Source organism: Collinsella aerofaciens (genome assembly GCF_002736145.1).
Taxonomy (GTDB): Bacteria; Actinomycetota; Coriobacteriia; order Coriobacteriales; family Coriobacteriaceae; genus Collinsella; species Collinsella aerofaciens_A.
In genome coordinates, this window is sequence record NZ_CP024160.1 from 910,967 (window position 1) to 937,308 (window position 26,342).

Sequence of the window (26,342 nt, forward strand, 5' to 3'; positions counted from 1 at the left end):
CGCGAGTAAAACCACCACAAAGGCGCCTGTCCCCTTTATGGTGGTTTTGGGTCTGAAGCAACGTTAGTGTCGGAGTCCCAACAAGCCGCGGCCGCGATGGCGGGCGTCAGCGTGCACCTGAGCGTGCGGACCGGCGGCCTTGACGGACTCGGGCAGGTGCGAGTACTTCTTCTCGAAGTTCTCCTCGAACATGACGGCCAGGTTGTGCGCGGCCTCGTCGTAGCGAGCGGTGCTCTGCCAGTACTGGCGCGGCACCAGGATGCCGTCGGGCACACCGTGGCACGTGGTGGGAATGTCGACGTTAAAGATATCGTCGTGGACGAACTCGCTGTCCTCGATGGTGCCGTCGAGGGCGCGCGCGACCAGGGCGCGCGTGTAGGCCAGCTCAATGCGATGGCCCACGCCGTAGCCGCCGCCGATCCAGCCGGTGTTGACCAGATAGACGCGGGTGCGACCGTCGGCGATGCGCTCGCCGAGCATCTTAGCGTAGACCATGGGGTCGAGCGGCATAAACGGCTCGCCAAACAGCGAAGAGAACGTGGGCGTGGGCTCGGTGACGCCGACCTCGGTGCCGGGGATCTTGGCCGTAAAGCCCGTCACAAAGTGATACATGGCGGCGTCGGCCGTCAGGCGTGAGATGGGCGGCAGCACGCCAAAGGCATCGCAGGTCAGGAAGAGCACGACGCTTGGGGTGGTGCCCATGCCCTTGGTCCACGCGTTGGGAATGTGCTCCACAGGGTATGCCACGCGCGTGTTGTGCGTGATCGAGATGTCGTCGTAGTTGGGCTTGCGGTTCTCGTCGAGCACCACGTTTTCGCATATGGCACCAAAGCGGACGGCGTTGAAGATTTCGGGCTCGTGGAACGCGTCCAGGCCCTCGCATTTGGCGTAGCAGCCACCCTCGATGTTGAAGATGCCCATGTCGGACCAACCGTGCTCGTCGTCGCCGATCAGTAGGCGCGTGGGGTTGGCCGAAAGCGTGGTCTTGCCGGTGCCGGACAGGCCAAAGAACACGGCGGTCTCGTGCGTGACAGGATCCATGCTGGCCGAGCAGTGCATGGGCAGCACGTCGTCCTCGACGGGCAGCAGGTAGTTCATGACGCTGAAGATCGACTTTTTGATCTCACCGGAGTAGCCGGTGCCGGCGACCAGAATCACGCGTTCCTGGAAGTTGATGACCACGGCGGCGCTGGAGTTGAGGCCCTTAATGGCGGGATCGCACTGGTAGCCGGGAGCGGCGAGCACGCAAAAGTCCGGCTCGCCGGTGCGCGCGATTTCGCGGGCGAGCGGGCGGGCGAGCATCTGCTTAATGAAGAGCGCCTGGCTGGCACGCTCGCAGGCGACGAGCAGGCGACGCGTGTGGTTGCGGTCAGCGCCCGCCATGCCGCGCGTGACGAACACGTCGCGCTCGTTGAGGTAGTCGACGATACCGGCCTTGATGGCTTCGTAGCTCTCGGTCGAAAGCGGGCGGTTGACGGCGCCCCAGGCAATCTTATCGTGAACATCGGGGGTGTCAACGATAAAGCGGTCGTTGGGAGAACGGCCGGTGCGCTCCCCCGTCTCGATTACCAACGCGCCGTTGGAGGCCATGCGGCCTTCTTCGCGGCGGATGGCGTGCTCGACGAGCTCCGCGGCGGGTAGATCGACCAGCAGACGGGGCTGATTCTCGGCGGGATCTTCGACCAGCGTAATACCAAAGTTGGACAGAACTTCTGCAGGGGTAACACCAGGCATAGGGCCTCCTTTAAAAACGCGACACGTGGACGCGGCGCGCACTTTACTCACGTAAAGCCCGTTGTACCCGATATGCAAAAACGTTTTTGCGGCAACGGCGAAGCGCCCGCCCAACGGTCAAAAATCGCAGGCAAGCGGCCTAGTCATTGGGGACACTCTTGAACAGGCAACAACCAAGGAGTGTCCCCGGATGCCAGCACATAAGGAACGTCCCTAAGTGACGACTACTGAATAGCGCCGCCGAAAATATTGAACAACTTGTTCAAAAACACGGGCAAACGCCGTCGCGTCTATACTAGAGCGCAGCAATAGAAAGGACTCCGCTTTGAGCATCACGCCCCTCGATAGCATCCGCCGCGCCATCGCCCGCCGCAATGGCGTCGCCGGCCCCGCCGTGTCGAGAGACGGCACCGCGAAGTCCCAGGGCGGACGCATCGAAAACGGTCTCTTCCCCGCCTCCCACACCGCCGAGGAGCTCGCACGTATCCAGGAGTTGAGTCAGCGCAACGCCGGCGGGCCCGATAGCGGCCAAGCCACGCGCCGTCACCGCGAGCGCGATCGCGAGCCCGGCCCCATCCGCCGCATGGTGAACGCCTGGTGGAACCGCCTGCTCGGCGCTGTCTACGGCGGCGGCTTCTCCACGCAGGAAGCCGAATACGAGGAGCACGCCACCCGGCGCGACTATCTTTGGAACACCCTCGGCACCGCCGTGTGGGGCATGGCGTTTCCGCTGCTCACCATCGTGTCAACGCAGCTTGTGGGCGCCGAGGAAGCCGGTAAGTTCTCCATCGCCTTTGTCACCGGCACGCTCATCATGATCGCGTGCAACTACGGCGTGCGCAATTTCCAGGTCTCGGACATCGACGAAACGACGTCATTCGCCTCCTACCAGCTCAATCGCTGGCTTTGCGGAGCACTCGCCCTGGGCTGCGGCCTCATGTACAGCAGCGCCCGCGGCTATGACGCGCAAATGGCGACGATTGGCCTGGGCGTCTACCTGTATAAGGCGATCGACGGTGTGGCGGACGTGTACGAGGGCCGCCTGCAGCAGGCCGATAAACTCTACCTGGCCGGCATGAGCCAAACGCTGCGCTCCGCCGGCGTCATCGCGGTCTTTAGCGTGGCGCTGTTCCTTACGCGCAGCATGCCCATCGCGGCCATGGCCATGGGTGTCACCGCCATCGCCTCGCTCGTGCTGGTCACCGCGCCGCTCGCCCTGCTCGAGACCGAAAAATCGCACCGCGTGAGCCTGCGCGAGGTCGGCCACCTGTTTGTCCAGTGCGCTCCGCTCTTTGGTGCACTATTCCTGTTCAACCTCATCGAGAGCATGCCCAAGTTTGTGATGGAAGGCATGCTGGCCTACAAATATCAGCTGTACTTTAATGCCCTGTTCTTTCCGGCGCAGGCTATTTTACTGAGCATTGGATTTGTCTATAAACCGCAGCTTTTGCGTCTGTCGAGCATTTGGGCGAACCCGCGTCAACGTAGGCGCTTTGACCTTATTATTGTCGCCGTTATGGCACTGATCGTGGCCATCACCGGCGTGTGTGCCGCATTTATGGCAGGCCCCGGCATTCCCCTCATGAGCTTTATGTACGGCCTCAATTTTGAGCGCTACCGCACATTGGCGCTGCTGATGGTTGTCGCCGGCGGTGTAACCGCAGCCATCGACTTCATCTACGCCATCATCACGGTGTTGCGCCACGCTGGAGACGTCACCAAGATCTACCTGATCTGCTTCGCCGTGAGCGTGGTGCTCCCGGTGATCCTGATCAACCTGCTTGGCCTGATGGGCGCCGTGGTGAGCTACCTGGCCATCATGGCCCTATTGCTGGTGCTGCTGATTATCGAGTACGCCCACATCCGCCAGCGCATAGAACGAGCCCGCAACCCGTACGGGGCCTAATTCGAATCAATTTGAAGAAAAGAAACGTCGATGTTTTGGCACCGACAGCGAGCAGTCTCGAAGTGCCCCAGGTTGGCGCGAAAGAGGAGCGACGCGTACTTCCATACGCGAGCGACGGTTTGAGCGACAAGATGGGGTGCTTCGGGGCTGCACAGCGTCAACGTGGCCGCCGTTCGGTAGAACGGCGGAACAAGGTTATTCGCCCGGGTTGATGTTCGCGTAGAACTCCGCCCCGTCATCCAAGCGCAGGATACCCACGCGGCCGAACTCGGAGCCGGTGGCGGCGGCGCAGTCGATATCGATGCGATCGGGCACGCCGGCGGTATCCTCGCCACCCAGGAGCACCATCTGCCCGCGGCCCGACTCCTCATCAAGTCCCGCCAGGCCGCCAACCTCGCAATAGCGCCCCAGCGATACCGTGGGCGTGTGGCCGCTCACCACGACCGGGCCCTTGCCCTCGGCAGAAAGCAGCCCCGTCGGAGCATCCCAATAGCCGTGACGAATCCAGAGCAAGTCATCGGACGACTGCACGGCGAGCATTTGCTGCAGCAACTCGCGATCGGCATCGACCGCTCCCCTGCCGTCGCCGCAATCGACACCATGCTCAAGCAAAAACGCACGCGCCGCCTCGGCCTGAATACCGGCGTGCACCAGCAGGTACGGCCGCTCGGCAGTCTCGACCACCGCATAGAGCGGCAGGGCGGCAGCCCATCGCACAAGCTCCTCGTACGCCTCAAATTCCATGTCGTTAAGCTGCTCGCGCGTCGTCCAGCCACCGTTGATATCCCAAGTCTCGGCATCGAGCGGGTCCTGCCCAATAATCGCGTCGAGCATAATCTGCTCGTGGTTGCCCTTAAGCACGCGAGTGTTGGGCAGCGACCGCACCAAGTTGATGACGCCGACCGGATCGGGGCCGCGGTCGATCATGTCGCCCAGCACATACAGCGTGTCGTCGGACGTCAGCGAGATCTTGGAAAGGGCCTCGTCCAGCGCGCGCACGTGCCCGTGAGCATCAGATGTCACATAGATCGCCATGGAACGCCTTTCCCTGCATTACGGCCGAAGCCCGATGTCACGACTAAAACTTCAAGTTGAACTTAAACGTTACCCATTGTACTCCGATGCAATAACGCTGGAAAGTGCCGCCGCAGCCAACGGTCACAAGCAGCCGCCCGCACGCCCCGGAAACACCACGCCGCCAGCATCAACGCCCCAGCCGGCGCCGCCCGCGCCCCAGCCTCGTGTCGATAATGCGAACGCCCGCGGCCCAACCCCATAAACCCACCATCTTTGGGTACAAATAACCGCAGACAACTGACCGTGCCACGCAAACCACCCAGGAGCGGACACTATTCATGAATCAGATCCTTCTCTTTATCGGCTTCGTCATCATTTTGTGCCTGACCATCAAACCCGTCGGCAAAAAGCTCCCCTTCCCCACCCTGCTCATCTTTATCGCGCTCGGCATGCTGCTGGGCGTCAACGGCCCGGCGCACATCGACTTTAGCGACTACGCGCTCACCGAAACCGTCTGCAGCACGGCGCTGCTGTTCATCATGTTCTACGGCGGCTTTAACACCAACATCGACCGTGCCAAGCCCGTCGCCGCGCCGGCGGTGCTGCTGAGCACGCTCGGCGTTGTCATCACCGCTGGCATCACCGGCGCGTTTGCGCACTTCGCGCTGGGCTTCGACTGGATCGGCGGCCTGCTGCTGGGCTCGGTCGTGGCATCGACCGACGCGGCGAGCGTCTTTAGCGTGCTGCGCGAGCACAACCTGTCGCTGAGGAGCGGCACCGACTCGCTGCTCGAGGTCGAATCGGGCTCCAACGACCCCGTCGCCTACATGCTCACCGCGGTGCTCGCGACCCTTGCGGCGGGCGGCAATATCGACATTCCCGTGCTGCTGGCCAAGCAGATCATCCTGGGCGTGGGGCTGGGCCTTGTCATCGGCTGGACATCCAGCCGCCTGATTGAACGCGCACACGCAACGGCCGAGGGCGCGCAGACTATCTTTTTGTTCGCCGTGGCGATCGTCGCCTACGCGCTGCCAAGCTACCTGGGCGGCAACGGCTTTTTGGCTGTATACCTGGCGGGCATCGTGCTGGGTGCGAGCGACATCACCGGCAAGGTCGAGATGGCGCACTTCTTCGATACCCTCACCGAGATGGCCGAGATGACCATCTTCTTCTTGCTGGGCCTGCTTGTCACACCCGCACGTCTGCCGCAAATGCTGCTACCGGGCCTGGCACTCATGGCGTTTATGCTCTTTGTGAGCCGCCCCATCGCCGTCGGCATGTTGTTGGCGCCCTTTAAGACGAACCCTCGCCAGGTCGCGCTCGTAAGCTGGGCGGGCCTGCGCGGCGCGGCTTCGGTCGTGTTTAGCCTCTTTGCCGTGGTGGTCGGTGTTCCCGGTGGGCACGACCTGTTTGACCTGGTGTTTGTGATCGCCGTGTCGAGCATTGTGGTGCAGGGCTCGCTGCTACCGGCGGTGGCGAAAAAGCTCGATATGATCGATGCAGAAGGCGACGTGCGCCGCACGTTTAACGACTACCGCGACGAGGACGGCATGTCGTTTGTCAAACTCAAGGTAGGCGCCGGACATCCGTTTGTGGGGCGCTCACTCGCAGATATTGGCAGCGCCACGGACATGCTGGTGGTCTTGGTGCTGCGCGACGGTGCGCACCCGGTGCTGCCCAACGGCGATACCGTCATCGAGGAAGGCGACCTTCTGGTTATGGCCGCGCCAACGTTTGAAGAGCGTGCCGAGGTTACGCTGCGCGAGGTCACCGTGACGCCCCACGGTCGCTTGGCAGGACAGCGCCTGCGCGATGTGCCGCAAGGCAAGCACCCGTTTATCGTGGTGATGCTCAAACGCGACGGCCAAACGATCATCCCCGACGGCAACACCCTCATATACGCCGGCGACGAAGCCGTCATTGCCACGCTGGCGTCGTAGCCATCCCCACCCATAAGTTGCGGTGAAATAGGGACTGAATAGGCCTTCTAGCAGTCTAAACAGTCCCTATTTCACCGCCACTTATTGAAGGAAAGGGGTTGAAGTTCAATCGCGGCTACCAGTCCTCGTCCGTATCATAGCCGTCGCCCTCATCGTCGACGGCAAAGTCGCGGAGGTCGAGGCCTTCGCGTTCGGCTCGGGCCAGGAGCTCTTGGGGCGACTCATCCTCGATATCCACTGCGTCGAGCATGGCAGCGGGAAAGCCCACGCCGGCTGCGCTCCCAGCGCGATCGAGCAGGCTCTCGCGTAGCTGGTCTACATCAACGTCGATCTTCATGGTGAAGCCTCCTACCAGACCAGGGCCCTACTCAGCAGCGCCAAGCACATCCACAGTAGCAACAAAAGCCGCCGCCTGTTTGTCGTCCATCTGCGTGGCCAAACGGCCCACGGGCTCATCGTAGGCGAACTGCACCTTATCGATAAAGCAATCCCAAGCACGCTCATCCACACGCACGGCGGCCTCGCAATACTGGCTGAGCTTTTTGAGTCCATACCAAAACGCATTCACATGGCGCGCAGGATCCTCATCCAGCACACCATCGTAGCGACGCCCGTTAAACTCACGCATGCGCGCTACAGCAACCTCGAGCGAGTCGCCGCCCTCGGCCGAAGCCTCATCCACCAGCTCGGGAATCGCAACCTCACGCCGAACAGTATGCCTGGTTGCACCATCGTACTCGCCCACCAGCACGTCTTCGTCAAGCCGAGAATCGTAGTCGAAATAGCTCGAGCCCGTGCAAATCCCATGCGGCGAGCCCGTGCCAAACGCACAGAACAACCCGCCGTCGGCAACAACACGACGGTAGGTCTCAAATGACTTCGCAACCTGAGCGAGCAACTCGGAAAGCTCCCCGGCATCGCACGTCGTCTCGCACGCAACGCAAGCAGGCTCGGGCAACGATACCGGCTCCACCGTGCTTCCCGCAACGCGGGCGGCGCGCTCGGCCCGATACGCCTGCGCCGCCAAGCGCGCTCGCTGCGCTGCGCCGCGCACGTTCGTAAGCTCGCGCTCCAACGCCACGTCACCAGCTACATCGCCAGCCAAATCGCCCGTAAACCCGTCAGCGCGCTGCGGGCCTGTCGCACTCAGCTCAGACTCAAACGTCGCTGTGATCATGCCCGCAAGGTCCGTCGCATCGGCGGCACAACGCAACTGCTCCAGCTGCGTACATAGCAGATCGGCATCCAGGGGCACAGCATCCACTACGCGCACGTCACTCAAGCGCGCCACGCCCTGCAACACCATAGCCCCCGCGGCATCGTACGCCGCACGAACCCTGGTCGCTGTATTCGCGCGCAGCTTTACCTCGACAAACGCAAGCGTCTGCTCCAAACGGGCCAGCAGCTCGGCCTTGTCCTCCATGCGCAAAAAAGCAGCATAGCGACGCTCCATCCGCAGTGGACCAACAATGCCCGCCTGCTTGCGAGCGCGCGCAAGTGCAGCATCCTCAACACGGCGAACATACCCGTCAACTGCCCGAACGGCAGACTCGCGCGCAGTGTGCTCGGCAGCCTCGACGCCTCTAAGCACACCTAACAGCTCGCGGGAGCGCGCCTTGCGCACCAGCTCCCCGCGATCGTACTGCTCAAGCGCCGTCTGACGCTTGGCTACCGATTCAAAGCCAAACAGCTCGTCGAGCAGCTCGCCAACGCAACGCTCGTCCGCCATGGCAAGGCCTCCTTACCCGAACACGCCAACACGCCCGAGGGCCCACGTGCACGCAAGCCCGCTCGCCTGCACCCCTACAGATCTAGCGCCTTCTTCGCGGCGTCAACCGGGTCGCCATCCATATAGAACACCGGGCTCAGGCCCGAGATAATCTCGGACGAAACGCTCTGCAGGCCCGCAATGGCACTCAGCGGCAAAATCACGCGCTTGGCGCCGGCGTTTTTGGCTACGCGCATAATGTCCTCGAGCCCGCGGATCTCGTCCATAGAGCCCGACATGCGCAAGATTCCCGGAATCGCCAGCGCGGGCATCACCGGGCGGTTGCATGCCGCAGAGCAAAGTCCCACAAACTCGGCGAGCGAAACTTCCTCGGACAGGCCCTTGCTCTGCAGGTCGTTGTAGAACAGCAGATAATCCTTGGAGCCAATGTGCATGCCCGGCGCCACGCGGTTCGCCAGGTTTACAAAGTTGTCAAACGCCGCTTCCAACGTATCGCGCACCGGCTTGTTAAATGCCACGCCCTCGTGCTTAAACTTGCACTCGCCGGCAACCGCCTTGTTCTCCAGCTTGTACACGGCAACCTCGCCGCCCTGCGACCTGCCCACGCCAAACACGTGGCCGGACAGCAGCGGCCCGTCGGGAATCAGCGTGTCCTCGGACTGCTCGGGCACGCGCACCACGTGCACGTCCTGCGGGTTGTCGGCATCCATATAGCCCAGGTTGACGTCGATAAACTCGACGCCCGCCATAATCTTGAGCTGCTCCTTTACGCGGCGACGGCCCTCGATGGCGTAATCCAACAGCCAGCGCACGTCGTCCTTGTCCATGGCCTCGTCGGGGAACAGCAGCTTGGCCAGGCCGCTAAAGGTCTTGCGCACGGCGATCTCATCGCGCTTGTTAAAGTCGCTGTTAAAGCGGAAGTAGCGGTCGATATGGTGTGTAAAGTCCTTGCGGCGCATCTCCTTGCAAAACTCCGACAGGCAGTCGGTGATCAGGCCATAATGCCCGGTCAGCAGGCTCGAACGCATCTTGGGAATTTCCCAGCCCGGCAGGTAATAGTGGATACGGTCGAAGAAGGCCGAATCGTTGTTAAACTCCGGCGGGAACGGGTCAAACAGGTGCGTGGTCTTAAGGACATTTTGCACGGTGTCGTTGATGTTGCCCTCAAAGACCATGGAGGCATCGGCGTTGATCTGGTCGCGGCCGCGCGCGTAGCTGCCACTCGCCATGTAGTCCTTCATGATCTGCACGGCATTGGTGTCCTTAAAGCGCATGCCGGCGACCTCGTCGAACGTCACGCAATCCCAATGGCCCACCAAGCCCACGCGATCGGCGCGCATGGAGTTCATGCGGCCGAACAGGTTGGCCGTGGTGGTCTGGCCGCCCGAAAGCAAGATGGCGTATGGCGAGACCTCTTTGTAGATATGGCTCTTGCCGGTGCCGCGGGGACCCAACTCGCACAGGTTGTAGTTGCGCTCGATGAGCGGCACCATACGCTCGATAAAGTGCAGGCGCTCTTTCTCCGAAAGCTCGCTGGACTCATAGCCGGCAGAGCGCAGCAGCATATTGAGCCACTCGTCGCGCGTAAAGTACTGGCGCTCGTCAATCATGGCATCCAGGTCCAGATTGGGCATCTGAATGGGCGTGAGCGACGCCACGCTAAACGGAGAGTCCTCGGGTCCACGCTTTTTGCGCTTGGCCTTGGAGCGGCGCGGCGCATCGTCGCCAAAGACCTCCATGCCAAACTCGTCTTCCTCATCCACGGGATGACGATACTCGATGCTCATAATGCACCAAATGCCACCCTGCAGAATCTTAGAATAGTCGCGCACGTACTCGGCCGGCATCACAAACGGCTCGATGGTCAGGTTGGCAAACGACGCCACGTAGATATCTTTGTACTCGTCGAGCTTGGCCGTCACCTTGTCGATGATGGTAAAACGACCCAACTCGCGGATCTTGGACTTAATGCGCTCGGACTCGTCGGGACGCACGTAGTTATCAGTGAGGATCCTGCGAATGCGGTCCAAACCCTCTGCCACGGCATCCTCGTCGTCGGTTGAGCAGTACATGCCCAGCAGGTACTCCAGCACAAAGGTGGGCACGTTGGCGCCGCGCTTCATAAGGGCCGTCAGGTCCTTACGCACGATCTTGCCAGCAAAGTGCTCAAGCAGCTTGCCGTCAAGGCCATCCATGTCGTAGCCGTCGTCCTCGGGGGCCTCGGCCGCGGCCTGGTCATAGCCATCGGTCGAGGATTCGTCCTTGGTGGTCGCCGCAGACTCAACGGGCACAGCACCAAACGGCTCCGGGGCAGGCACGGCCTCCTCCGCAGGCACGGCTTCCTCCACGGGCACGGCCTCCTCCACAGGCACATCCACATCAATCGAGGGAACTTCCCACAGATCGTCATCATGGCTATCAAACATAGGGCACACTCCTAAAAACCAAAGTCAGCAACAGGGGCAAACGAAACAGCAATGGTGTACGTCTCGCGCCAAACGATCTTGCCCGTTTCGCGCTCGCGGCAGACCAGATAGTACGGACCCTTGGCCGAGAATCCATCCGCTGCACGCAGCGCAAACTTGGCATGCACCACGCGCTCCTGCGAGTTAGCAGAAGTCTTGTTGGCATGCGCCTTGACTGTATCGCTCACCTCGTTGCCGCTTGCGTCGGTAAACACCAGCTCATACTCGCACGGCAAGACCTTGCCTTGGGCGGGTTCTTCCTGGATCAAGTTGACCGAGAAGAGCGAGTTGGTCACTCGGCGTCCCTCGCTTAGCACGCGCAGCGTCGCCACGCGCGTATCGACAAAGCCCTTGGAACCCGAGCGCGCACGCCAAAATCCGATAACGGGCACGCAGAGCTCCTGCAGGCTCATGCCGCCGTGGACGTAGTTGTTAGTGCCGCCGGGACGCTTGAAGTGCACGTTCTCGCGCGGGGCAAATCCCTCAAAACCGGCACCTAAACGTCCCATGCCAACATTAACAAACACCCCGCATGCTTCTTCCGAAAGCTTGGCCACGGCCTCGTTGGGCACCACCAGATGACGCTTGCCGTGCATGACAGGAGCGTCAAGGAAGGGAAGGTCTGGCTTGCCGAGCATCTGGCACTCGTTGAGCTCACGACGCGTGTAGATGAAGCCATGATCCGCCGTCATAACAACACGCGCGCCCGGGGCGTCGGTGCACACGCGGCGCGCCAACGCGGCAAGTTCCTCCACGGTGTCCACGCAGGCATCGAAAACGTCATCCTGCGTAGCTGCCTTCTCGCCCGTGGCATCGATCTTGTTGTGGTAGAGATAAACGAGCCTGGAGTCTTTGAGCAGCGCTTTGCGCTCGGTTCCCGCCATGTTGAGGTATGCGCTCGAGCGCAAAGCGCGGGCCGTGGGCTCAACGTGGGTAAGTACGGCCTCGCGCTGCGGAGTCGTCGCAGTGGGCATGCCGTCAGCCAACACAAACGCGCCATCCTCTGCAAGCTCAAGCACCTGGTGCGGCAGCAGCGCAGGCATGCCCACCTCGGTAATGGAGGGAAAGACCGCCTGCATGCTAGAGACCTTGACGTTGCCGCCGCGTTCGCGCTCGAGCAGCGCCGCAACGTCGCGGGCAACCTCATAACGCAGCGCATCGCTCACGATAACGACCGTTGTTTTGGCAGAACCCACAAAGGCGGGCAGCACATGCCAGTAAAACTCATCCTGCCGTGCGGGACCATCGATGTAGCCGCAATCGGCCCACTCCCCTTGCGCAGCAGCCGCCCAGCAGGCATTGGCATCCGCCAAGAACCAGTTGCTGTAGAGATTCTCCGCCCAGTCCGCCACGGCGCGGGCAGGTTCCTCGAGCGCATCGCACTCGACGGAGCGTGCCCGCAGATACGCGGTGCACATATGGCGATAGGCAGCGTCCATGGCATACCAATCGGACGTATAGGCATCCCACACCTGCTGGGACTGCGCCAGATGGAACCCACCCGCGTGCGTCTGCCTAAACGCGCACATATCGGCCACAGCGACAAGCAGGTCAAAGTAGCTCTCGACACGACGGTACCAGCTTAGGTCGCAACGGCGCGCAGCAAAGGCACGCGCATCCTCAACACGGTCTGCACCTTGCGCAAACGAGCAGAACAGCTGCGAGAGCACAGCCTCGTTGACGCACGGGAACACATCAAGCGAAGCCAGCGCATCGATCGGCAGGGTCTCGAACCGTGCAAAGAGCCCGCGGGCATCCTCAACTAAACGACAAATCTCAAATAGGTCCTCGCTCGATGCCCGGGCATCGGCGGCCTGGTCCCACGTACGTACCGCCTCAAGGCAATAGGGGCCGTAGGCGGGAGCCATATAGTTTTCGAGCCCCTTGAGCGCTCCCTCGGGAAGTGCGGTGGATGCCGCCGTAAGAAGCACATGGGATGCAAGCATAAGAAGTGAATCACGCTCGTGCAGCGGTCCATCAAACCCATAACAGCGCAGCATAAAGGCAGCGAGAACATCGCGCACACAGTACTTATCCACCAGCGCGGCCAGCGCCTCGGGACCCTCGTGCAGCAGCGTGGCCATGCAGCCGCGCAATACAAACGCGGGCCGCGCGTCGCCCGGCTCCTTGCCGCCAAAGATCACCGTAAGGATTCCGCGCTCGATATCGGATGCACTCGCGGCATGCGGAACGCATGCGACAAACTTAGCGCAGCGGGACTTGGCGATAAAGAACGCCTTGTGCGCTCGCAAGCTCTCGCGCACGGCATCGATATTCTCGATACCCAGCTGATCGGCCAAAAGCGAAAGATAATCAGCTTGAAACCGGTCAGCATACAGCTCAACATCGGCAAGCCAATCGCCCTCAAGCCTGCCGCGCGGGCAACGGCGATACAGCAAGATATCGCTCACAAGGTCATCGCGGTTGACGAGCTTCTTGACGGCAAACATGCGGCCCTCGCAGGCTTCAACAAACCGCACTGGGCGCTCAAAGTTACCGTGAGCGGGCATAACGCCGTCATCAGTCCCCGCACCGTCGAAGCCCTCGGCGGCCAAACGTTCAAACTCAGGAGCAAACTCGCCGTCTGCATCGTGCCAAACCACCACACGGCGGGGCATGTATGCGGGCAACGGTTGCAAAAACCGCAGCTTGAGCTGTTCTTCTACATCGATCTTGGGCATGAATATCCTTACCGTATCTGCAGTTACTTAATCTTCGCCAGCACATCCTGAAACTTGGCGTAGTTGACCTTGACGCCGTCATCCAGGTCGATCTTAATCATCTGGTCTGCCAAGTGGTGCAGTTTCTCCTCGTAGGCAATGGTCTCTTTGAGCTGGTCGTTGAGCTTTTTGATGCGCTTATCCAAGCGCACGCGCTCGCCGCGCTCGGCACTGACAAGGGCATCGTTGGCATACCCGATCTGGGCACGATAGCGCTCCTGCTGCTCATGCACATAGTCGGTGCGGATGCGAGCCAACAGGTCAGGCTGGTAGCGATGCATGTAAACAAGGCACTTGAAGCCGTTCTTCTTGCCGCTGTCGAACAGCCAGTAGATGGGGCGCTTCTTATAGGTCTGGCAGTGGTCCTTAAAGAAGTCCTTCAAAAAGTAGGTGCGGATTACCTCGCGCGAGGTACCCTTGCCGCCGAGCGCCTCGGCAATAAAGGCCAGGTTCTGCTCGAGCGTTTCCTCGCCGTACGCGGTGCGCACAAAGTCGATAAAGTAACGCACGATGTCGTCGTCAAAGTACTCATCGTCGGTAATGGGCAGCACGTTGTCGCCATCGGGCATAAAGGTCACGTTCTCGGGATCGGGCATCTTGGCCAGATAGTCAGAGACCGTGGCACCCTGGTCGGCCAGAACCAGACCGTCCACGTCCAGCGAATAGCGGCCGAACATGCAGCCCACGGCATAGCTTATGAGCGAGGTGATCTCGTCGCGCTTGGTACGCACGTATTTGTTGCCCTTATAGCTCTCGGGAATCTCGTCGGCGGTATCGAAGATGCGAGCCACCGAAACGTACTTATCCTCGACCTCTATGGGCACCTCACCCTCCATGTTGTAGATCTTGGCAAAGATTCGGTTGAGCTCTTCCTCGTTAGCGCGAAGCTGCTCAAAGCGAGCATTAACCTCGGCCTTGCGAGCCTCGTATTTATCTTGAAGTAAAGTGGCCATGAGGCCATCCTTTCATTGTTGATGAGTTGTCAAGAGGCTTAAACTAAGGGACCGAAATCTCCAAAAATACCCCGACCTTACCGATCGACTTCTGGAAAAGCTATTCACCGCATCGGGCATTTGCAAAAACGCACTAGTGACTCATGAAGTCGCAAGCCAAACCCTGCGAACTGCATCAAGCGTAAAGGAAAGACAACTTGATATCATTTCTCAGCTCACTAGTTAAAGCCAACTAAATACCCGGACACGAGCTGAAACCCATTAACGAATATCAGGCCCAGCCTTTATCAGCTTCATCCATTTACATAGAGTCGAATTCTTGATTAGAATTCTTGCAGTGAGTCTTTTGATGTCACCTGCCGGGTCATCCTTTCGTTTTCCCGCAACATCCTCGATAGCGAACCATATATCGCCCTTTGACTTAAATGCACAGAATCTGCCGTGAGCAAATCCATTTCGTAAGTGATAAAACAAACTGATCGTTTGATTGCTTTTGGCATCATAAAAGACAGCAGACTCGAAGGGCTTTGACTCGATGCCAGCGCAATCAAACAAATCAGCATTACGCAAAGCCTGTTCCATATCACCAACAGCCGCGGCAGACCAATATAAAGACTTATTTGAGCTTGCTGCCTTTAGCTTTTTATTCAAATATTGAGGCTTTCTCCAAGGAGCATCCCATCCGTATTCAGAGACCGAAACGCTTCTGTTGGACAATCCCGGAGCGGGAGTTTCGACAACAAAGAACCTTAGAAGCGGCGAAAGTATAGGGCCCAAAGACTTGCACGTCATACCGTTTTTGACCCATGCAGGATTCGTCTCAACAAAGACAACTTCATTTGCTGAAATATATTCAAACATGAACCCCACCTAAACCAAAGGGTTACGTTTGAAATCCCAAGAGGTTTCAAACGAGTCCCAATCATTTTTTGAAATGGACACATTGCTATCGACCAGACTATTAATTGCCGGTTTATACTCAGCGGAAATAAGCATGGGAAGTGCTTTGATGTCTCTCGCCTGCATGTTAAGAGTAGGGTTAAGCATGCTGAGGGCATCGGCGGCAATAGAGCAATTAAGGAAACCTAGGGTCCAGTTCTCGCTTGAGCCCAGGCCACAAATGCATGGGCCGGCCATGTCAAATCCGCCCGTCGGCGGCAACAGCCTGAAACTCGGCTTGCCTGATGTCAGCATTGTGTAACAAACGCCTTCACTGAACCAATATTTTGACGCCAGTAAATTGGAGGTCGGATTACTCTGGTAAAACTCAATTGCGTCCTTTTTGATCGAAACCAACCAATGAAGATTGCCAAACCATCGACGAAAGTCGCCGCCCTTTGAGTAAGTAGCCCATGAGCCTTTTCGCCCAACCGAACGCGCGCCGACCTCCCAAAACAAGCGCAAATATAAATTGTTGTCGCCTGTTTTATTTTGAGACCCTGTATAGTCCGAATAATCGCCAACGGAGTGGCCCAAAGAGAAAGCAGAGAGTAACCCGTCACTGGCCCAGTAGGCTATGGGGGTGCCGGGGATTTGCTTGAAGGTATCGGCATCGCGGCGGTAGAACCAGCCGCAGTCGGGGTTTTGGATTGCCTCGAGGGCCTTGGGGGCCTGGGCAGCAGCTCCAACGAAGTCAGAAAGGCGAACATAGCCGCCCTTGTAGCCCTTAATGAATGAGTTGTGGAACGTATAGGTACAGATGGGCACAGTAGCGCCAGCAAAGCCCGAGTACTCAAGCTGGATGAGAGAAGTCAGCGTTCTGTCGTTGATAATCTCGTTGCGGAGCTTCTCGTAACTTCCGATAAACATCCAGACGAAAGGCGACATTACGCCGCACTCACCATGATCTTTAGCAAATTTGAACATGCGAACGACAAAACTGGAGAACAGGTCGCTCTTCACGTCGGGGTAGTTCTTCTTGATCCACTTGCTCATGAATGGATTAAAGCTGCTGCTGCCCATATACGGAGGATTCGCAACGGTGCAGGTAAAACGACGGGACAGCTTCTCGCAGATGGCGGCAGCGCTTTCGAGCTTAGTTTTGGCCGTAGCGGCAAAAAGGTCATCGGAACAACTCGCGGCGGCAGCCTTGAGCTCGTCGATCTCGTCCTCTGAAGGATTGAGCAGCGAACCAATCTCGCCCAAATGACTCAGCTCCTCGGCGAGCTTCTTGTTACCCGGCAGCTCGTCCTCCCCTAGCGGGATGCTCGAGAGCACGGTAACGTCGGCGCGAACGCCACGCCTAAAGAAGCGACGGTCGTGCTCGCGGGCGCACATGGCAAGCGCCAGCTCCGCGATCTGTGCCGCGCGGGAATCGATTTCCATGCCTGCGAGGTTTTTAGTAAGAATGAGCTCGGGAATCTCGCGCTCACGATAGCCGCGCTCCTCGTACATATGGAAGAGCAGCTCAAACGCATAGACCAAGATATGGCCCGAGCCGCATGCGGGGTCGCAGAGGGTTATCTCCTCGGGACTCGAAATGCGAATGAAGTCCTCGTGCTCAGCATCGGGCTCGATGTAATACTCCATGCGCTCGCGTAGCGAACTCCCCGGATTGTTGAGCATCCACAGACGGCCGAGCGAGTTCTCGACCATATAGCGCACGATCCACTCGGGGGTGAAGAGCTGCGTGGCGGGCGCGATGTCCGCCGCCGCTGCCTTGCGCTTGGACTTGAAGAACTCGTCTTTAACGTCGGCGTTGTAGTACTGATACATCCAGCCCAGAACGGTTACGCCCTCGCGCCAGTCCTCGTCAGTGAGGACGGCATTGAGTTTGCCCACCACACTGTCAGCCATCATGAGGCCCTGGGGCAACAGCAGCTCCATGGCTCCGCCCACGCGTTCAAAGACGCCCGGCAGGCAATCGGCAAGCTCCTCGCACTGAGCAACAAACAGGTAGCGCCACAACGGTTCATCCAAGCCCGCCATCTTGAGCTCGGCTATGCGATCAGTATCGGCCGTCGTTATTTCCACGTCCAGTGCGTTCTCCACGGCCTCGCTGCCATGGCTGCCGTCCGCGCGACTTAGCATGCGCATACGGCTGGGAAGCCATCCGCATGCATCCATGAAGCGAATGGCCACGATGCGGTTGAACCAGGTGTAGGCCGCACGGTCGCGCAGCGCCTCGTGACCCACCTCTGCCTGCATGCGCAGCAGTTCGTCGCGTTGCTCAATCTCAGCCGGACTTAGGGGTAGGCAGTTGACGGTCTCGGACCCAACGGGCGCGGGTGCAGGTTCGGTGATGCCGTAACGCACCATCTGCGCCTCCACGCCTTTGATGAGCTCCGTACGGGCCCAGGTGCAGAAGCTCTTAAGAGCAGAATCGTTCATGGTTGATGAGCCTTTCTAAACGCCATAAGCCACCGGTGCGCGCTTTGGCACCGGTGGCTCCGCGGGTTAGTTGATACGGATCTCGTCGTTTGCAGCGAGCGCCTGCATAAGGCGGGAGCGCAGGTCGTCCACGTAGCGCTCCACGTCCTCTGCGGACAAGAGACGACTCGGCTTGGCCAGATCGGCGCGGCGCACAGTCTTGATCTTGCGCTGGGGCTTGGGCGCGGGCACGGGAGCAGACGATGCGGCGCCCTTGTTGGAGACCTTCTTGACCACCTCGCCCGTACTCATGACCTCGGTGGTGCGGCGCTCGTTGTTCATACGCACGCGGGCCTCATCCACAGCGTCGTACATCTCGTTGGCCGCCGCACTGAGCCAGTCGCCCCAGTTAGTTGCAACAACGCTCAGTTCGTTGAGACTTTGAGCGCTGTGGACACGGTTTTTGAACGACTCGTATTTGGTGCCGGCGTCTGCTATGGCATCCTTGGCCTGATTGACAAAGCCCTTTTGACTCTCGGCCTGCGCCCGCAGGTCTTGCAGATCGCTCTCGATGCGACACAAAAACTCATTGCGGCGGATGCCCAACAGCTTTTTCATGTCATCCTCGACGGGGTCCATAAGCGGCTGCAGGTCTTTAATACGGCCGTAGGGCTTGGGATCTTTGAGGATCTCACGAACCGTTGCCACGTTCTCCACCGCACCGGGAATGTCATCGGAGGCATACTCGATACCCTCGGTGCGGTTCAAGAAATCCCTGGCGTGGTCAAACGCTGTTCGTTGATTGGACTCGAAGAACTCAACCACCTTGTCAAAGTCTTCCTTGGCATCGAGCAAACGCTCCTCATGCTTGGTGAACGTGGTCAAGAACGCCTCGGCCTCGTTCTGGTCCTTAAGGACGTCGGCCACCTCCGAGCGCATCTTCTCGCACTCGTCCTCACCGGGATACGGGTAGGCCGGTTTGATGCCCGTGTAGTAGTCGCGTGCCATGGCGAGGCACGCCTCGCGCAAGCCCTCAAGGCGCTCTTTGAGCTCGGCCACGAGCTTATCCTCGTTGGAGGGCACGGTCTTGAGATCAAACAGGTCACACATGAGTTCGCCCGTGGCGCGTAGCAACCGGTCGCTCATGCGCATGCGCAAGCGCACCTGGGCCTTATCGGCATCCTTGCGCAGGAGCGCCACCATGCGGCTGTCGTCAGCTTGAACCGTCTGACCGCCAAACAGCACCTGCGCGCGCTGCTCCACCACAAGCTGCGCCACCACATTTGCGATATTGATCTCGCGCCAGCCATAGGGCTTTTGCTGGTACTTGCGCTGAATATCGCCCATAGCGGTATCCAAGTGACGCTGATGCTGAACTCGGAGGTAATCTTCAACCTCCTTAAGGGCGCGCGCATTCCCAGCGTCCATGCCATCGAGCCCAGTTTGAATGTTGCCCGCCAGCGTGGAGCGGATATCGGAATCGTCCTTGACCGGCGCGCCGATATAGCCAGCCTTACTAAAGATTACGTCGCACAGCTGCGCCAGCACCTGCTCAAAGACCTGGGCGGGCTTGGCCGCGCGGACCTCAACCATGCGGCCATCGACCGCACAACGTGCATGGAGCACGGCCTCGCTCAAAAGGATGTCAGCCTCTTTCTCGTTAAAGTCCTTCTCGCGCATTTTGGCCTCGACAATCTGGCGGGTACTCGGCGGTAGCTCCTGCAGGTTGCGCGTCTGGGCGTACATGCAAATCTTAGCGGCGTTGACGAGTGGGGCCCAATAATCCACCTCGTCGCTCAAGGCCACGATGGCCTTATCCACGGATTTCAATGCCAGCTCGGCATCGTCCGCACGGCCCAGATCGCTGGCCATAGTCACCACGGATAGTTCCATGCCGCCCATGTTGGATCCATGAATCGAGCCATCCACGTAGCGGTCAAAGGGGAAGTCGTTGGTCCCGCGATTGAGCTTGCGCGCAGTGTAGATGCTATCGAACAGGCGCTTCTTGATAGACTCGATCACCTTAGCGTTGTCAATCGGAGTCTGCGCAATCTCCTGCGCAATTTCCTGCTCCTCGTCGGTAAGGAAGCTGTAGGTATCACCCTGGCGCGCAACGTAGTTTTCGCGCTCCAAGCGGGCGAGAGATTCCTTGACGCGGTCCTTGAGGGCGCGCTTGTCCACGTCCAGGCTATCAATCATGAAGATGGAGATGTTCTCGACCGAGGCCTTAACGTAGCCGATGTAGCGGATCAAGTACAGGAGCTTAAGCACCCGGACATCGTAGCTCTCAAGACCTTCTGCGTTTTCAGACGCGCGCTCCGCACAGACAACGACCTGAATGATGCCGTGCTCCAGATCCTTGGAGATTGTGTCGAAGAAACGCCAGAACGGCACGAGCGCGCCGGTCTGCTCATGCTGGATAGCCTGAGCACTCTCCTGGAAAGCGCTCAGCATGGAACGCTCGCCCGTGGACATGTGCTTGGCCTTGACACCGTGCTTGCGCACCTCGGTCATGACGTCGGGCAGGAGCTTAAACTGATAGCCCACAAACGGGTAGCTGGCGACAAACTCCTTGGCGTTGGCATAGCCCGCAAGATCGGCGCGCGACTCTTCAAAGGTGAAGTTATTTTTGAGGACGGCGGAGTCCTGCTTATAGAGTTGGGCAAGTGTATCGGCCGCCGGTGCGGTCTTCTCGAGCACACGGCGCTGGATAACCTCGTCCACGCTGGAGCTGGAGAGCGAAAGGCGGGTATTGAAGCGGCCTTGGATCTTTGAAAAGTCGTTGCCCACGGGCAGACTCAGGTTGTCGATGGCCTCCTGGCTCGTGACCATCACCCACACGCGGCCACCGCAGGCGGCACCCAGCTCCTCGACGATGGTCTGAAGACTCAACATAAGGCTTGGATCCCGGTCGTTTGTAATAAACTGACCCACCTCGTCGACCATAAAGAGCAAACGGTAGTTGCCGCCGTGGGCCGCTGCCTGAGCGTCTACGTAGTCCTTGACCTTTTTGGCAAAGACATCGGGAGCCAAAACCTCGTCCTCAGAACCCTCAAGCCAGTTCCATGCGGCCTTTTCGCTCATGCCGAGCACGCTCTGCAGCACCTCGACGACGTCGTCCTCAAAGTAGCTGTAGGTGTCGCGGGTCTGGAGCCAGGACTCGCCGTTGACGCGCTCAAAGGCCTCGCGGAACTCCTGGGTCTTGCCCAGGGAATCGATGTGTTCCTCGAGCTTTGCAAGCTTTAGGTCCTCGCCGTAGAAGCCGCGCGCCTCGTAGAACATGCGCTCAAAGCCGCGAAGCAGCGCCGTGGGAGCCGTATCGCCCTGCTTCCACTGGCCCGCCTTGCTATCGATGTTAAAGAGGATGGCCTGCGTGGACACCGAGCAGGCGCGCTCCATGGCAGCCTCGACCATGGGGTCGACGATCTTGCCGTCAAAGTAGCGGATGGCGCTCTTGCCGCCGATCTGGCGATTCTCGAGCAGGTAGCTAAGCATCTTGAGGAAGTGCGATTTACCGGAACCGAAGAAACCACTGATCCACACACCGATCTTGTCGGTGGGCACATCGATGGCATCGCCGTAGGCCTTGAAGAACGTGGCAAAGTGCCTCTGCAACTCGCGCGTCACCACGTACTCGTCAAGCTCCTGGCGGATGGACCCATCTTTTGAATCCTGGACCTTGACCACGCCGTTGATGGAGCGGTTGATGTCTTTAGCAAAGAGGTCGCGAATGATCGTGTTGTCCATGGGTGCTCCTTTGGGTTTGGGAACGTTATGGCAAAGGGTTGTTACCGGCGGCAGGGACTTGCCTGCGAGGAGCCGTGCTTACGAGATATCGATGGCGCGGTAGTAGTTGTCGGCCGGCAGACGGTTAAAGAGCTGGAAAGAAGAGCCGTTGAAACTGCCCGGATAGGCGGCGACCACAGGCACCTCATCAAAATCCGCAAGCATGCAGTGGAGAAGCGTGTGTATGCGAAAGAACGGGAAAACCTCGCCCGCGCCGGTGAGGAGAACGACGTCTCCAGGCGCGTGCGGCTCGGTCTGCTCAAGGATGTACGCGGCGACTTTCTCGGGCGAGGCGAACTTGGCCACGTCCTCGAGCACGCGCTGGGTACCGCGGCGCTCCTCTTGGTGCGGGATAGCCTTGAGGACACGGCGCTTTTCGAGAATGGCCAGCACGGCGTCGTAAAGGTTCACGACCTTGAGCGTGCACGGAAGCTTGTCGGCCTCGGCATCGCGTGAAAGGGTGTCAAATAATGCACGCGCCTCAAACTCCAGCGCGGGGTCATAGCAAAAAGTGTGGAAGCCGATCTCATTGCCTATGCCCTTGTTGGCCAAAAAGTCCTCGCTGCACAGGCACTCGCGCAGAAGCTGCGCACGGCGCTCAAATTCCTGACAGGCGTGCTCGGAGCGGGCATGCGCCGCCACGACGCTCTTGCGGGAATGGATGCCGATATTGGTAGTGAGATCGGTCGCCGGGGTGATAACAGGGCCGACGGCACTTTCGACGGGAGCCACGCTACATCACTGCCCTGCCGGTAAGGGCCGCGATAAGCGACTGCTCGCCCAGCTGAACCAAGGCTCGCTCGACATCGGAATCGAGGAAGAGTGGTGACAGGCGCTCGGACTCCGGGCCCTGGCCCTCGCCGATAAGGCCGGCATGGCGGAGCGTCTGGCGGAGCGAGCCCTTAATGCGCTTGACCGTGGCCTCAGTCCAGCGGGCCGCGTCCGGATACTCCGTGGTAAAGCGTGTCATAAAGGCGTTGAGGTCAACCGCCGTAAAGGCACAATCGAAGTTTTGTAGGCGCTCCCCTACCTCGACGAGCACGAGCTCGCGCACGATATCGTAGCGGCAGATCATGCTGTAGAAGATGGCCTGGTCCGCCTGCGTGGGAGTGCCGGATGCCATGAGCCTGGTTAGGGATGACGCAGCCTCGACGGCGGTTTTGGGGTCGATGCCGCGCGCGGCGCATACGGCGTCCGTGGGCACCATGGTGTCAAGGCGGCGAAGGCACACGGTTGCGCGGTTGGCGACCATGCGCTCCGTGGGATATTGAAAGAGGTTCTCGCTCTTTACGCGTACAATGACCTGCTCGTCGCTTGCGCCCTGCATACGAAGGGCAGCGACGATGCGCATCTCATGCGGGAGGAATTGCTCGCGGGTGAGCACCCCCCCCCGAACGCTTTTTGTGGTTACATCCACAGTACACGCTCCAAGGGTGTCAAAGGCTGTCACAAGTGCGCCGCAACCCGGCAGGCAGGCGCGGCGCACATGACAATAATCATACCTGTTGGTAAAAAAGTTACCACGCCCAGAGTTTCAAATGTTGAGCAACAAAATTTAATCCGGTTAACGGTCATTTTCGCAGCTTAGAAACTTTAACGAGGTCGCCCCAAATCACACTTGCCAGACAACCGCGCTTACGAATGCAGGCACGCACACGCCCAACGCCACCCTCCGCTATATTCAACATAGAGTTCTACATATGATTCTATGTAAGGAGTTTCGTATGCCTGTCGTAAAGCCTATTTCCGATCTGCAGCGCAACTCTGGCGCTATTGCAGAGAGCTGCCGCAAGACCAAAGAGCCCGTCTGCCTAACCAAAAACGGGTCGGCGTCGCTTGTCGTCATGGATGCCGAGGCCTATGGCGATCAGACGCGCGCACTAACCACCATTCAGGAACGCGAAGATCACATTCAACGTACCATCGCTCGTGGTTACGACGACCTCACCAACGGTCGTGTGCGCCCCTGGAAACAAGCAAAAGCTGAGGCAGATCGCAAAAGCTGAGGCAGATCGGATGCGAGCCATCAGGTAAGGTCGCCCCTCCCCCATGTAACCATCCTGTAAATCATAGCGGCACACTCGAGTTTTACCGTGATGCGGTCGCGCCCGGCGCTCCACTGTGCTAAAGTATCCCGAACGTTCAAACGACTACGAGGGGGAACTAGAAGATGGCACGTGTGCACAACTTCTCAGCTGGCCCGGCCGCGCTGCCTACAAGCGTGCTCGCCGAGATCGCCGACGAGATGATGGACTACCGCGGTTGCGGCATGTCCGTGCTCGAGATGAGCCATCGATCTAGCATGTACCAGCAGATCATCGACGACGCCGAGGCAACCCTGCGCCGTCTGCTGAGCATCCCCGACAACTACCGTGTCCTGTTTTTGCAGGGCGGTGCCACGCTACAGTTTGCGGGCATCCCCATGAACCTCATGCGCCGCGGCCGCGCCGGCTACGTCGTGACCGGCAACTTCGCCAACAAGGCGTACAAAGAGGCTGCCAAGTACGGCGAGGCCGTGCTGCTCGCGAGCTCAGAGGACACCAATTTCGACCGCATTCCCACCATGGCCAATATCAACGCGCGCATTGCCGCCGAGGCCGAGGGCGATGGGCTCGACTACGTCTACATCTGCCAGAACAACACCATCTTTGGCACCATGTACCACGAGCTGCCCAGCTGCGGCGATGTGCCGCTGGTCGCCGATGTCTCGAGCTGCTTTCTGTCGCAGCCGCTCGACGTCGAGCGCTACGGGCTCATTTACGCCGGCGCGCAGAAAAACGCCGGCGCCGCGGGCGTGACCGTGGTCATCGTGCGCGACGACCTCATCGCAGATGGCCCCGCCTTTGCGCAGACGCCGCAGTACCTGGACCTCAAGACCCAGGCCGCCAAGGGATCCATGCTCAATACGCCTAACACCTTTGGTATCTACGTATGCGGCAAGGTGTTCCATTGGGTGGAGCAGACCGGTGGACTTGTCGCCATGGCCGAGCGCAACTGGGCCAAAGCCAACCTGCTCTACGACCTGCTCGAGCACAGCGAGCTGTTCCATGGCACCACACAGGCCGACAGCCGCTCCATCGCCAACGTCACCTTCCGCACCGGCGACGCCGAGCTCGATGCGGCCTTTGTTGCAGGCGCCGCCGAGCACCAGATTCAAAACGTCAAGGGCCATCGCCTGGTGGGCGGCATGCGCGCCAGCGTCTACAACGCCGTAACCATGGAAGACGTGCAGGCACTGGCCTCGTACATGAAGAACTTCGAAGCGCAGCATAGTTTGAGTCCGCGATCTAACTAGCCCGCAACGCGCGGGCCGACCAGCCACTTCAAACCACTTGTTTTAAACAAACCTGCTAAGGAGTTTTCCATGCGCAAAATTAAAACCATCGACGACATCACCAAGGACGGCAAGGTCGAGTTTGGCGAGGGCTACGAGTTTGTGGGCACCGCCGAGGAGGCAGACGCCATCCTGATGCGCTCCACCGACCTGCACGGCTACGAGCTGCCCGAAGGCACCCGCGCCATCGCCCGCTGCGGCGCCGGCGTCAACAACATCCCCGTCGAGGAGTATGCCAAGAAGGGCGTCGTCGTCTTTAACTCCCCCGGCGCCAACAGCAACGCCGTCAAGGAGCTCGTCCTGGGCATGCTGGTGCTTTCGAGCCGTGGCGTGGTGCAGTCGATGAACTGGGTGCGCGACAACGCCGACGACCCCGAGATCCAGGTCGACGCCGAAAAGGCCAAGAAGGCCTTTGTGGGCCGCGAGCTCAAGGGCAAGCGCATCGGTGTCATCGGTCTGGGCAACGTAGGCTCCAAGGTCGCCAACGCCTGCGTCGACCTGGGCATGGACGTATACGGCTACGATCCGTTCATTTCCGTCGAGCATGCGTGGGTGCTGAGCCGCGAGGTGCAGCGCGTGGGTACGCTCGAGGACCTCTGCCGCGGCTGCGACTACCTCACCGTGCACGTACCCAGCAAGGCCGACACCATCGGCATGATCAGCACCGAGCAGATTAACCTGCTGGCACCCGACGCTGTGCTCATCAACTACGCACGCGAGACCATCATTGACGAGGACGCCGTTGACGCCGCTCTGCGCGAGGGCAAGCTCAGCTGGTTTAGCTGCGACTTCGCCACGCCCAAGACCGTCAGGATGCCCAATACGTTTATCACCACGCACTCGGGCGCCGGCACCGGCGAGGCCGAGGCCAACTGTGCCGACATGGCCATCAGCGAGCTCAAGGATTACCTGGAGAACGGTAACATCGCGCACAGCGTCAACTACCCCGCCTGCAGCATGGGCAAGGCGCGCGCTGCGAGCCGCATCGCCTGCCTGCACGCCAACGTGCCCAACATGATCGGCCAGATCACGGCAATCCTGGCCAAGGACAATGCCAACGTGCAGCGAATGACCAACGAGTCCGCCGGCGAGAACGCCTACACCATGTTCGACACGGACGAGCACCTGGACGGCAGCACCATCGAGGCTCTCAAGCAGATTCCGTCGATGTATCGCGTGCGTGTGATCAAATAGCGCCGGTGCCAAGCCTGCCAGGCAGGCCATGAAGCCCATTCGGCCCCCGTTTTCACGAAACGGGGGCCGATTTTGTTGCTCCGGCTGGTTTTGAAAATGCTATCCATAATAAGTTTTTTCGGATAATCGACAGTCCCACCCAAATCACTGAGCACACCTGCTTTGATAAACAGCTTTATCAGGGGCTTTAGTAGGTAAAAATCGATCTCTATATATCACATTCAAGTTGACTGTCGATTTTCCGAAACAACTTGT

17 protein-coding genes are annotated in these 26,342 nt (G+C 59.5%); 5 read left to right on the top strand and 12 right to left on the bottom strand.

Features of this window, described 5'->3' with window-relative positions; genetic code table 11:
* Positions 1-63: 63 nt before the first annotated feature.
* Complete coding sequence (gene pckA, locus CSV91_RS04045) at positions 64-1,734, bottom strand: phosphoenolpyruvate carboxykinase (ATP) (protein WP_172622446.1); 1,671 nt, start codon at positions 1,732-1,734, stop codon at positions 64-66.
* 325 nt (positions 1,735-2,059) lie between these two features.
* Between pckA and CSV91_RS04050 the strand changes: the two genes are divergently transcribed.
* Complete coding sequence (locus CSV91_RS04050) at positions 2,060-3,640, top strand: lipopolysaccharide biosynthesis protein (RefSeq protein WP_232049555.1); 1,581 nt, start codon at positions 2,060-2,062, stop codon at positions 3,638-3,640.
* 195 nt (positions 3,641-3,835) lie between these two features.
* On the opposite strand, the gene CSV91_RS04055 is transcribed toward CSV91_RS04050, so the two are convergent.
* On the bottom strand, positions 3,836-4,675 hold the full coding sequence (locus CSV91_RS04055) for a metallophosphoesterase (protein WP_099431897.1): 840 nt from the start codon (positions 4,673-4,675) through the stop codon (positions 3,836-3,838).
* Positions 4,676-4,995: 320 nt separating this feature from the next.
* On the opposite strand from CSV91_RS04055, the gene CSV91_RS04060 reads away from it, so the two are divergent.
* Complete coding sequence (locus CSV91_RS04060; RefSeq protein WP_099431898.1) at positions 4,996-6,597, top strand: potassium/proton antiporter; 1,602 nt, start codon at positions 4,996-4,998, stop codon at positions 6,595-6,597.
* A 115-nt stretch (positions 6,598-6,712) separates the two neighbouring features.
* Here the strand turns inward: CSV91_RS04060 and CSV91_RS04065 are convergent, their stop codons facing one another.
* The 10 genes from CSV91_RS04065 to CSV91_RS04110 form a co-directional block, all read right to left on the bottom strand.
* Positions 6,713-6,934 (bottom strand): hypothetical protein, encoded by a 222-nt coding sequence (locus tag CSV91_RS04065; protein WP_099431899.1) that lies wholly within the window; start codon positions 6,932-6,934, stop codon positions 6,713-6,715.
* Positions 6,935-6,961: 27 nt separating this feature from the next.
* Complete coding sequence (locus CSV91_RS04070; RefSeq protein WP_099431900.1) at positions 6,962-8,326, bottom strand: hypothetical protein; 1,365 nt, start codon at positions 8,324-8,326, stop codon at positions 6,962-6,964.
* A 74-nt stretch (positions 8,327-8,400) separates the two neighbouring features.
* Entirely contained in the window at positions 8,401-10,752 is a 2,352-nt protein-coding gene (gene brxL, locus CSV91_RS04075) for a protease Lon-related BREX system protein BrxL (protein ID WP_172622447.1), read from the bottom strand.
* Between the two features lie 11 nt (positions 10,753-10,763).
* Complete coding sequence (gene pglZ / locus CSV91_RS04080) at positions 10,764-13,472, bottom strand: BREX-1 system phosphatase PglZ type A (RefSeq protein WP_099431901.1); 2,709 nt, start codon at positions 13,470-13,472, stop codon at positions 10,764-10,766.
* 23 nt (positions 13,473-13,495) lie between these two features.
* Complete coding sequence (locus CSV91_RS04085) at positions 13,496-14,464, bottom strand: BREX-1 system adenine-specific DNA-methyltransferase PglX (protein ID WP_099431902.1); 969 nt, start codon at positions 14,462-14,464, stop codon at positions 13,496-13,498.
* 261 nt (positions 14,465-14,725) lie between these two features.
* On the bottom strand, positions 14,726-15,325 hold the full coding sequence (locus CSV91_RS04090) for a hypothetical protein (RefSeq protein WP_147579377.1): 600 nt from the start codon (positions 15,323-15,325) through the stop codon (positions 14,726-14,728).
* A gap of 9 nt (positions 15,326-15,334) precedes the next feature.
* The gene (pglX, locus tag CSV91_RS04095; RefSeq protein WP_099431904.1) at positions 15,335-17,794 is read right to left on the bottom strand and encodes a BREX-1 system adenine-specific DNA-methyltransferase PglX; all 2,460 of its coding nucleotides are present in this window, start codon (positions 17,792-17,794) and stop codon (positions 15,335-15,337) included.
* A 66-nt stretch (positions 17,795-17,860) separates the two neighbouring features.
* Positions 17,861-21,520 carry a BREX system P-loop protein BrxC gene (gene brxC, locus CSV91_RS04100; RefSeq protein ID WP_099431905.1) on the bottom strand — a complete coding sequence of 1,220 codons (3,660 nt, stop codon included), beginning with the start codon at positions 21,518-21,520 and terminating at the stop codon, positions 17,861-17,863.
* A 78-nt stretch (positions 21,521-21,598) separates the two neighbouring features.
* On the bottom strand, positions 21,599-22,291 hold the full coding sequence (locus CSV91_RS04105; RefSeq protein WP_099431906.1) for a DUF1788 domain-containing protein: 693 nt from the start codon (positions 22,289-22,291) through the stop codon (positions 21,599-21,601).
* 1 nt (position 22,292) lies between these two features.
* The gene (locus tag CSV91_RS04110) at positions 22,293-22,943 is read right to left on the bottom strand and encodes a DUF1819 family protein (RefSeq protein ID WP_147579378.1); all 651 of its coding nucleotides are present in this window, start codon (positions 22,941-22,943) and stop codon (positions 22,293-22,295) included.
* A 340-nt stretch (positions 22,944-23,283) separates the two neighbouring features.
* On the opposite strand from CSV91_RS04110, the gene CSV91_RS04115 reads away from it, so the two are divergent.
* The 3 genes from CSV91_RS04115 (at position 23,284) to CSV91_RS04125 (ending at position 26,087) form a co-directional block, all read left to right on the top strand.
* Positions 23,284-23,565 carry a type II toxin-antitoxin system prevent-host-death family antitoxin gene (locus CSV91_RS04115; RefSeq protein ID WP_157757986.1) on the top strand — a complete coding sequence of 94 codons (282 nt, stop codon included), beginning with the start codon at positions 23,284-23,286 and terminating at the stop codon, positions 23,563-23,565.
* Positions 23,566-23,729: 164 nt separating this feature from the next.
* Positions 23,730-24,854 (top strand): 3-phosphoserine/phosphohydroxythreonine transaminase, encoded by a 1,125-nt coding sequence (gene serC, locus CSV91_RS04120; protein WP_099431908.1) that lies wholly within the window; start codon positions 23,730-23,732, stop codon positions 24,852-24,854.
* Between the two features lie 69 nt (positions 24,855-24,923).
* Positions 24,924-26,087 carry a phosphoglycerate dehydrogenase gene (locus CSV91_RS04125; protein WP_099431909.1) on the top strand — a complete coding sequence of 388 codons (1,164 nt, stop codon included), beginning with the start codon at positions 24,924-24,926 and terminating at the stop codon, positions 26,085-26,087.
* Positions 26,088-26,342: the final 255 nt, after the last annotated feature.

Bases quoted from the DNA above. Each gene is read 5' to 3' on its own strand.
- CSV91_RS04085 (WP_099431902.1), bottom strand. From the start codon at position 14,464: ATGGCCACTTTACTTCAAGATAAATACGAGGCTCGCAAGGCCGAGGTT.
- CSV91_RS04060 (WP_099431898.1), top strand. From the start codon at position 4,996: ATGAATCAGATCCTTCTCTTTATCGGCTTCGTCATCATTTTGTGCCTG.
- pglZ (WP_099431901.1), bottom strand. From the start codon at position 13,472: ATGCCCAAGATCGATGTAGAAGAACAGCTCAAGCTGCGGTTTTTGCAA.
- CSV91_RS04055 (WP_099431897.1), bottom strand. From the start codon at position 4,675: ATGGCGATCTATGTGACATCTGATGCTCACGGGCACGTGCGCGCGCTG.
- CSV91_RS04090 (WP_147579377.1), bottom strand. From the start codon at position 15,325: ATGTTTGAATATATTTCAGCAAATGAAGTTGTCTTTGTTGAGACGAAT.
- pglX (WP_099431904.1), bottom strand. From the start codon at position 17,794: ATGAACGATTCTGCTCTTAAGAGCTTCTGCACCTGGGCCCGTACGGAG.
- pckA (WP_172622446.1), bottom strand. From the start codon at position 1,734: ATGCCTGGTGTTACCCCTGCAGAAGTTCTGTCCAACTTTGGTATTACG.
- CSV91_RS04065 (WP_099431899.1), bottom strand. From the start codon at position 6,934: ATGAAGATCGACGTTGATGTAGACCAGCTACGCGAGAGCCTGCTCGAT.
- CSV91_RS04070 (WP_099431900.1), bottom strand. From the start codon at position 8,326: ATGGCGGACGAGCGTTGCGTTGGCGAGCTGCTCGACGAGCTGTTTGGC.
- brxL (WP_172622447.1), bottom strand. From the start codon at position 10,752: ATGTTTGATAGCCATGATGACGATCTGTGGGAAGTTCCCTCGATTGAT.
- CSV91_RS04115 (WP_157757986.1), top strand. From the start codon at position 23,284: ATGCCTGTCGTAAAGCCTATTTCCGATCTGCAGCGCAACTCTGGCGCT.
- serC (WP_099431908.1), top strand. From the start codon at position 23,730: ATGGCACGTGTGCACAACTTCTCAGCTGGCCCGGCCGCGCTGCCTACA.
- brxC (WP_099431905.1), bottom strand. From the start codon at position 21,520: ATGGACAACACGATCATTCGCGACCTCTTTGCTAAAGACATCAACCGC.
- CSV91_RS04125 (WP_099431909.1), top strand. From the start codon at position 24,924: ATGCGCAAAATTAAAACCATCGACGACATCACCAAGGACGGCAAGGTC.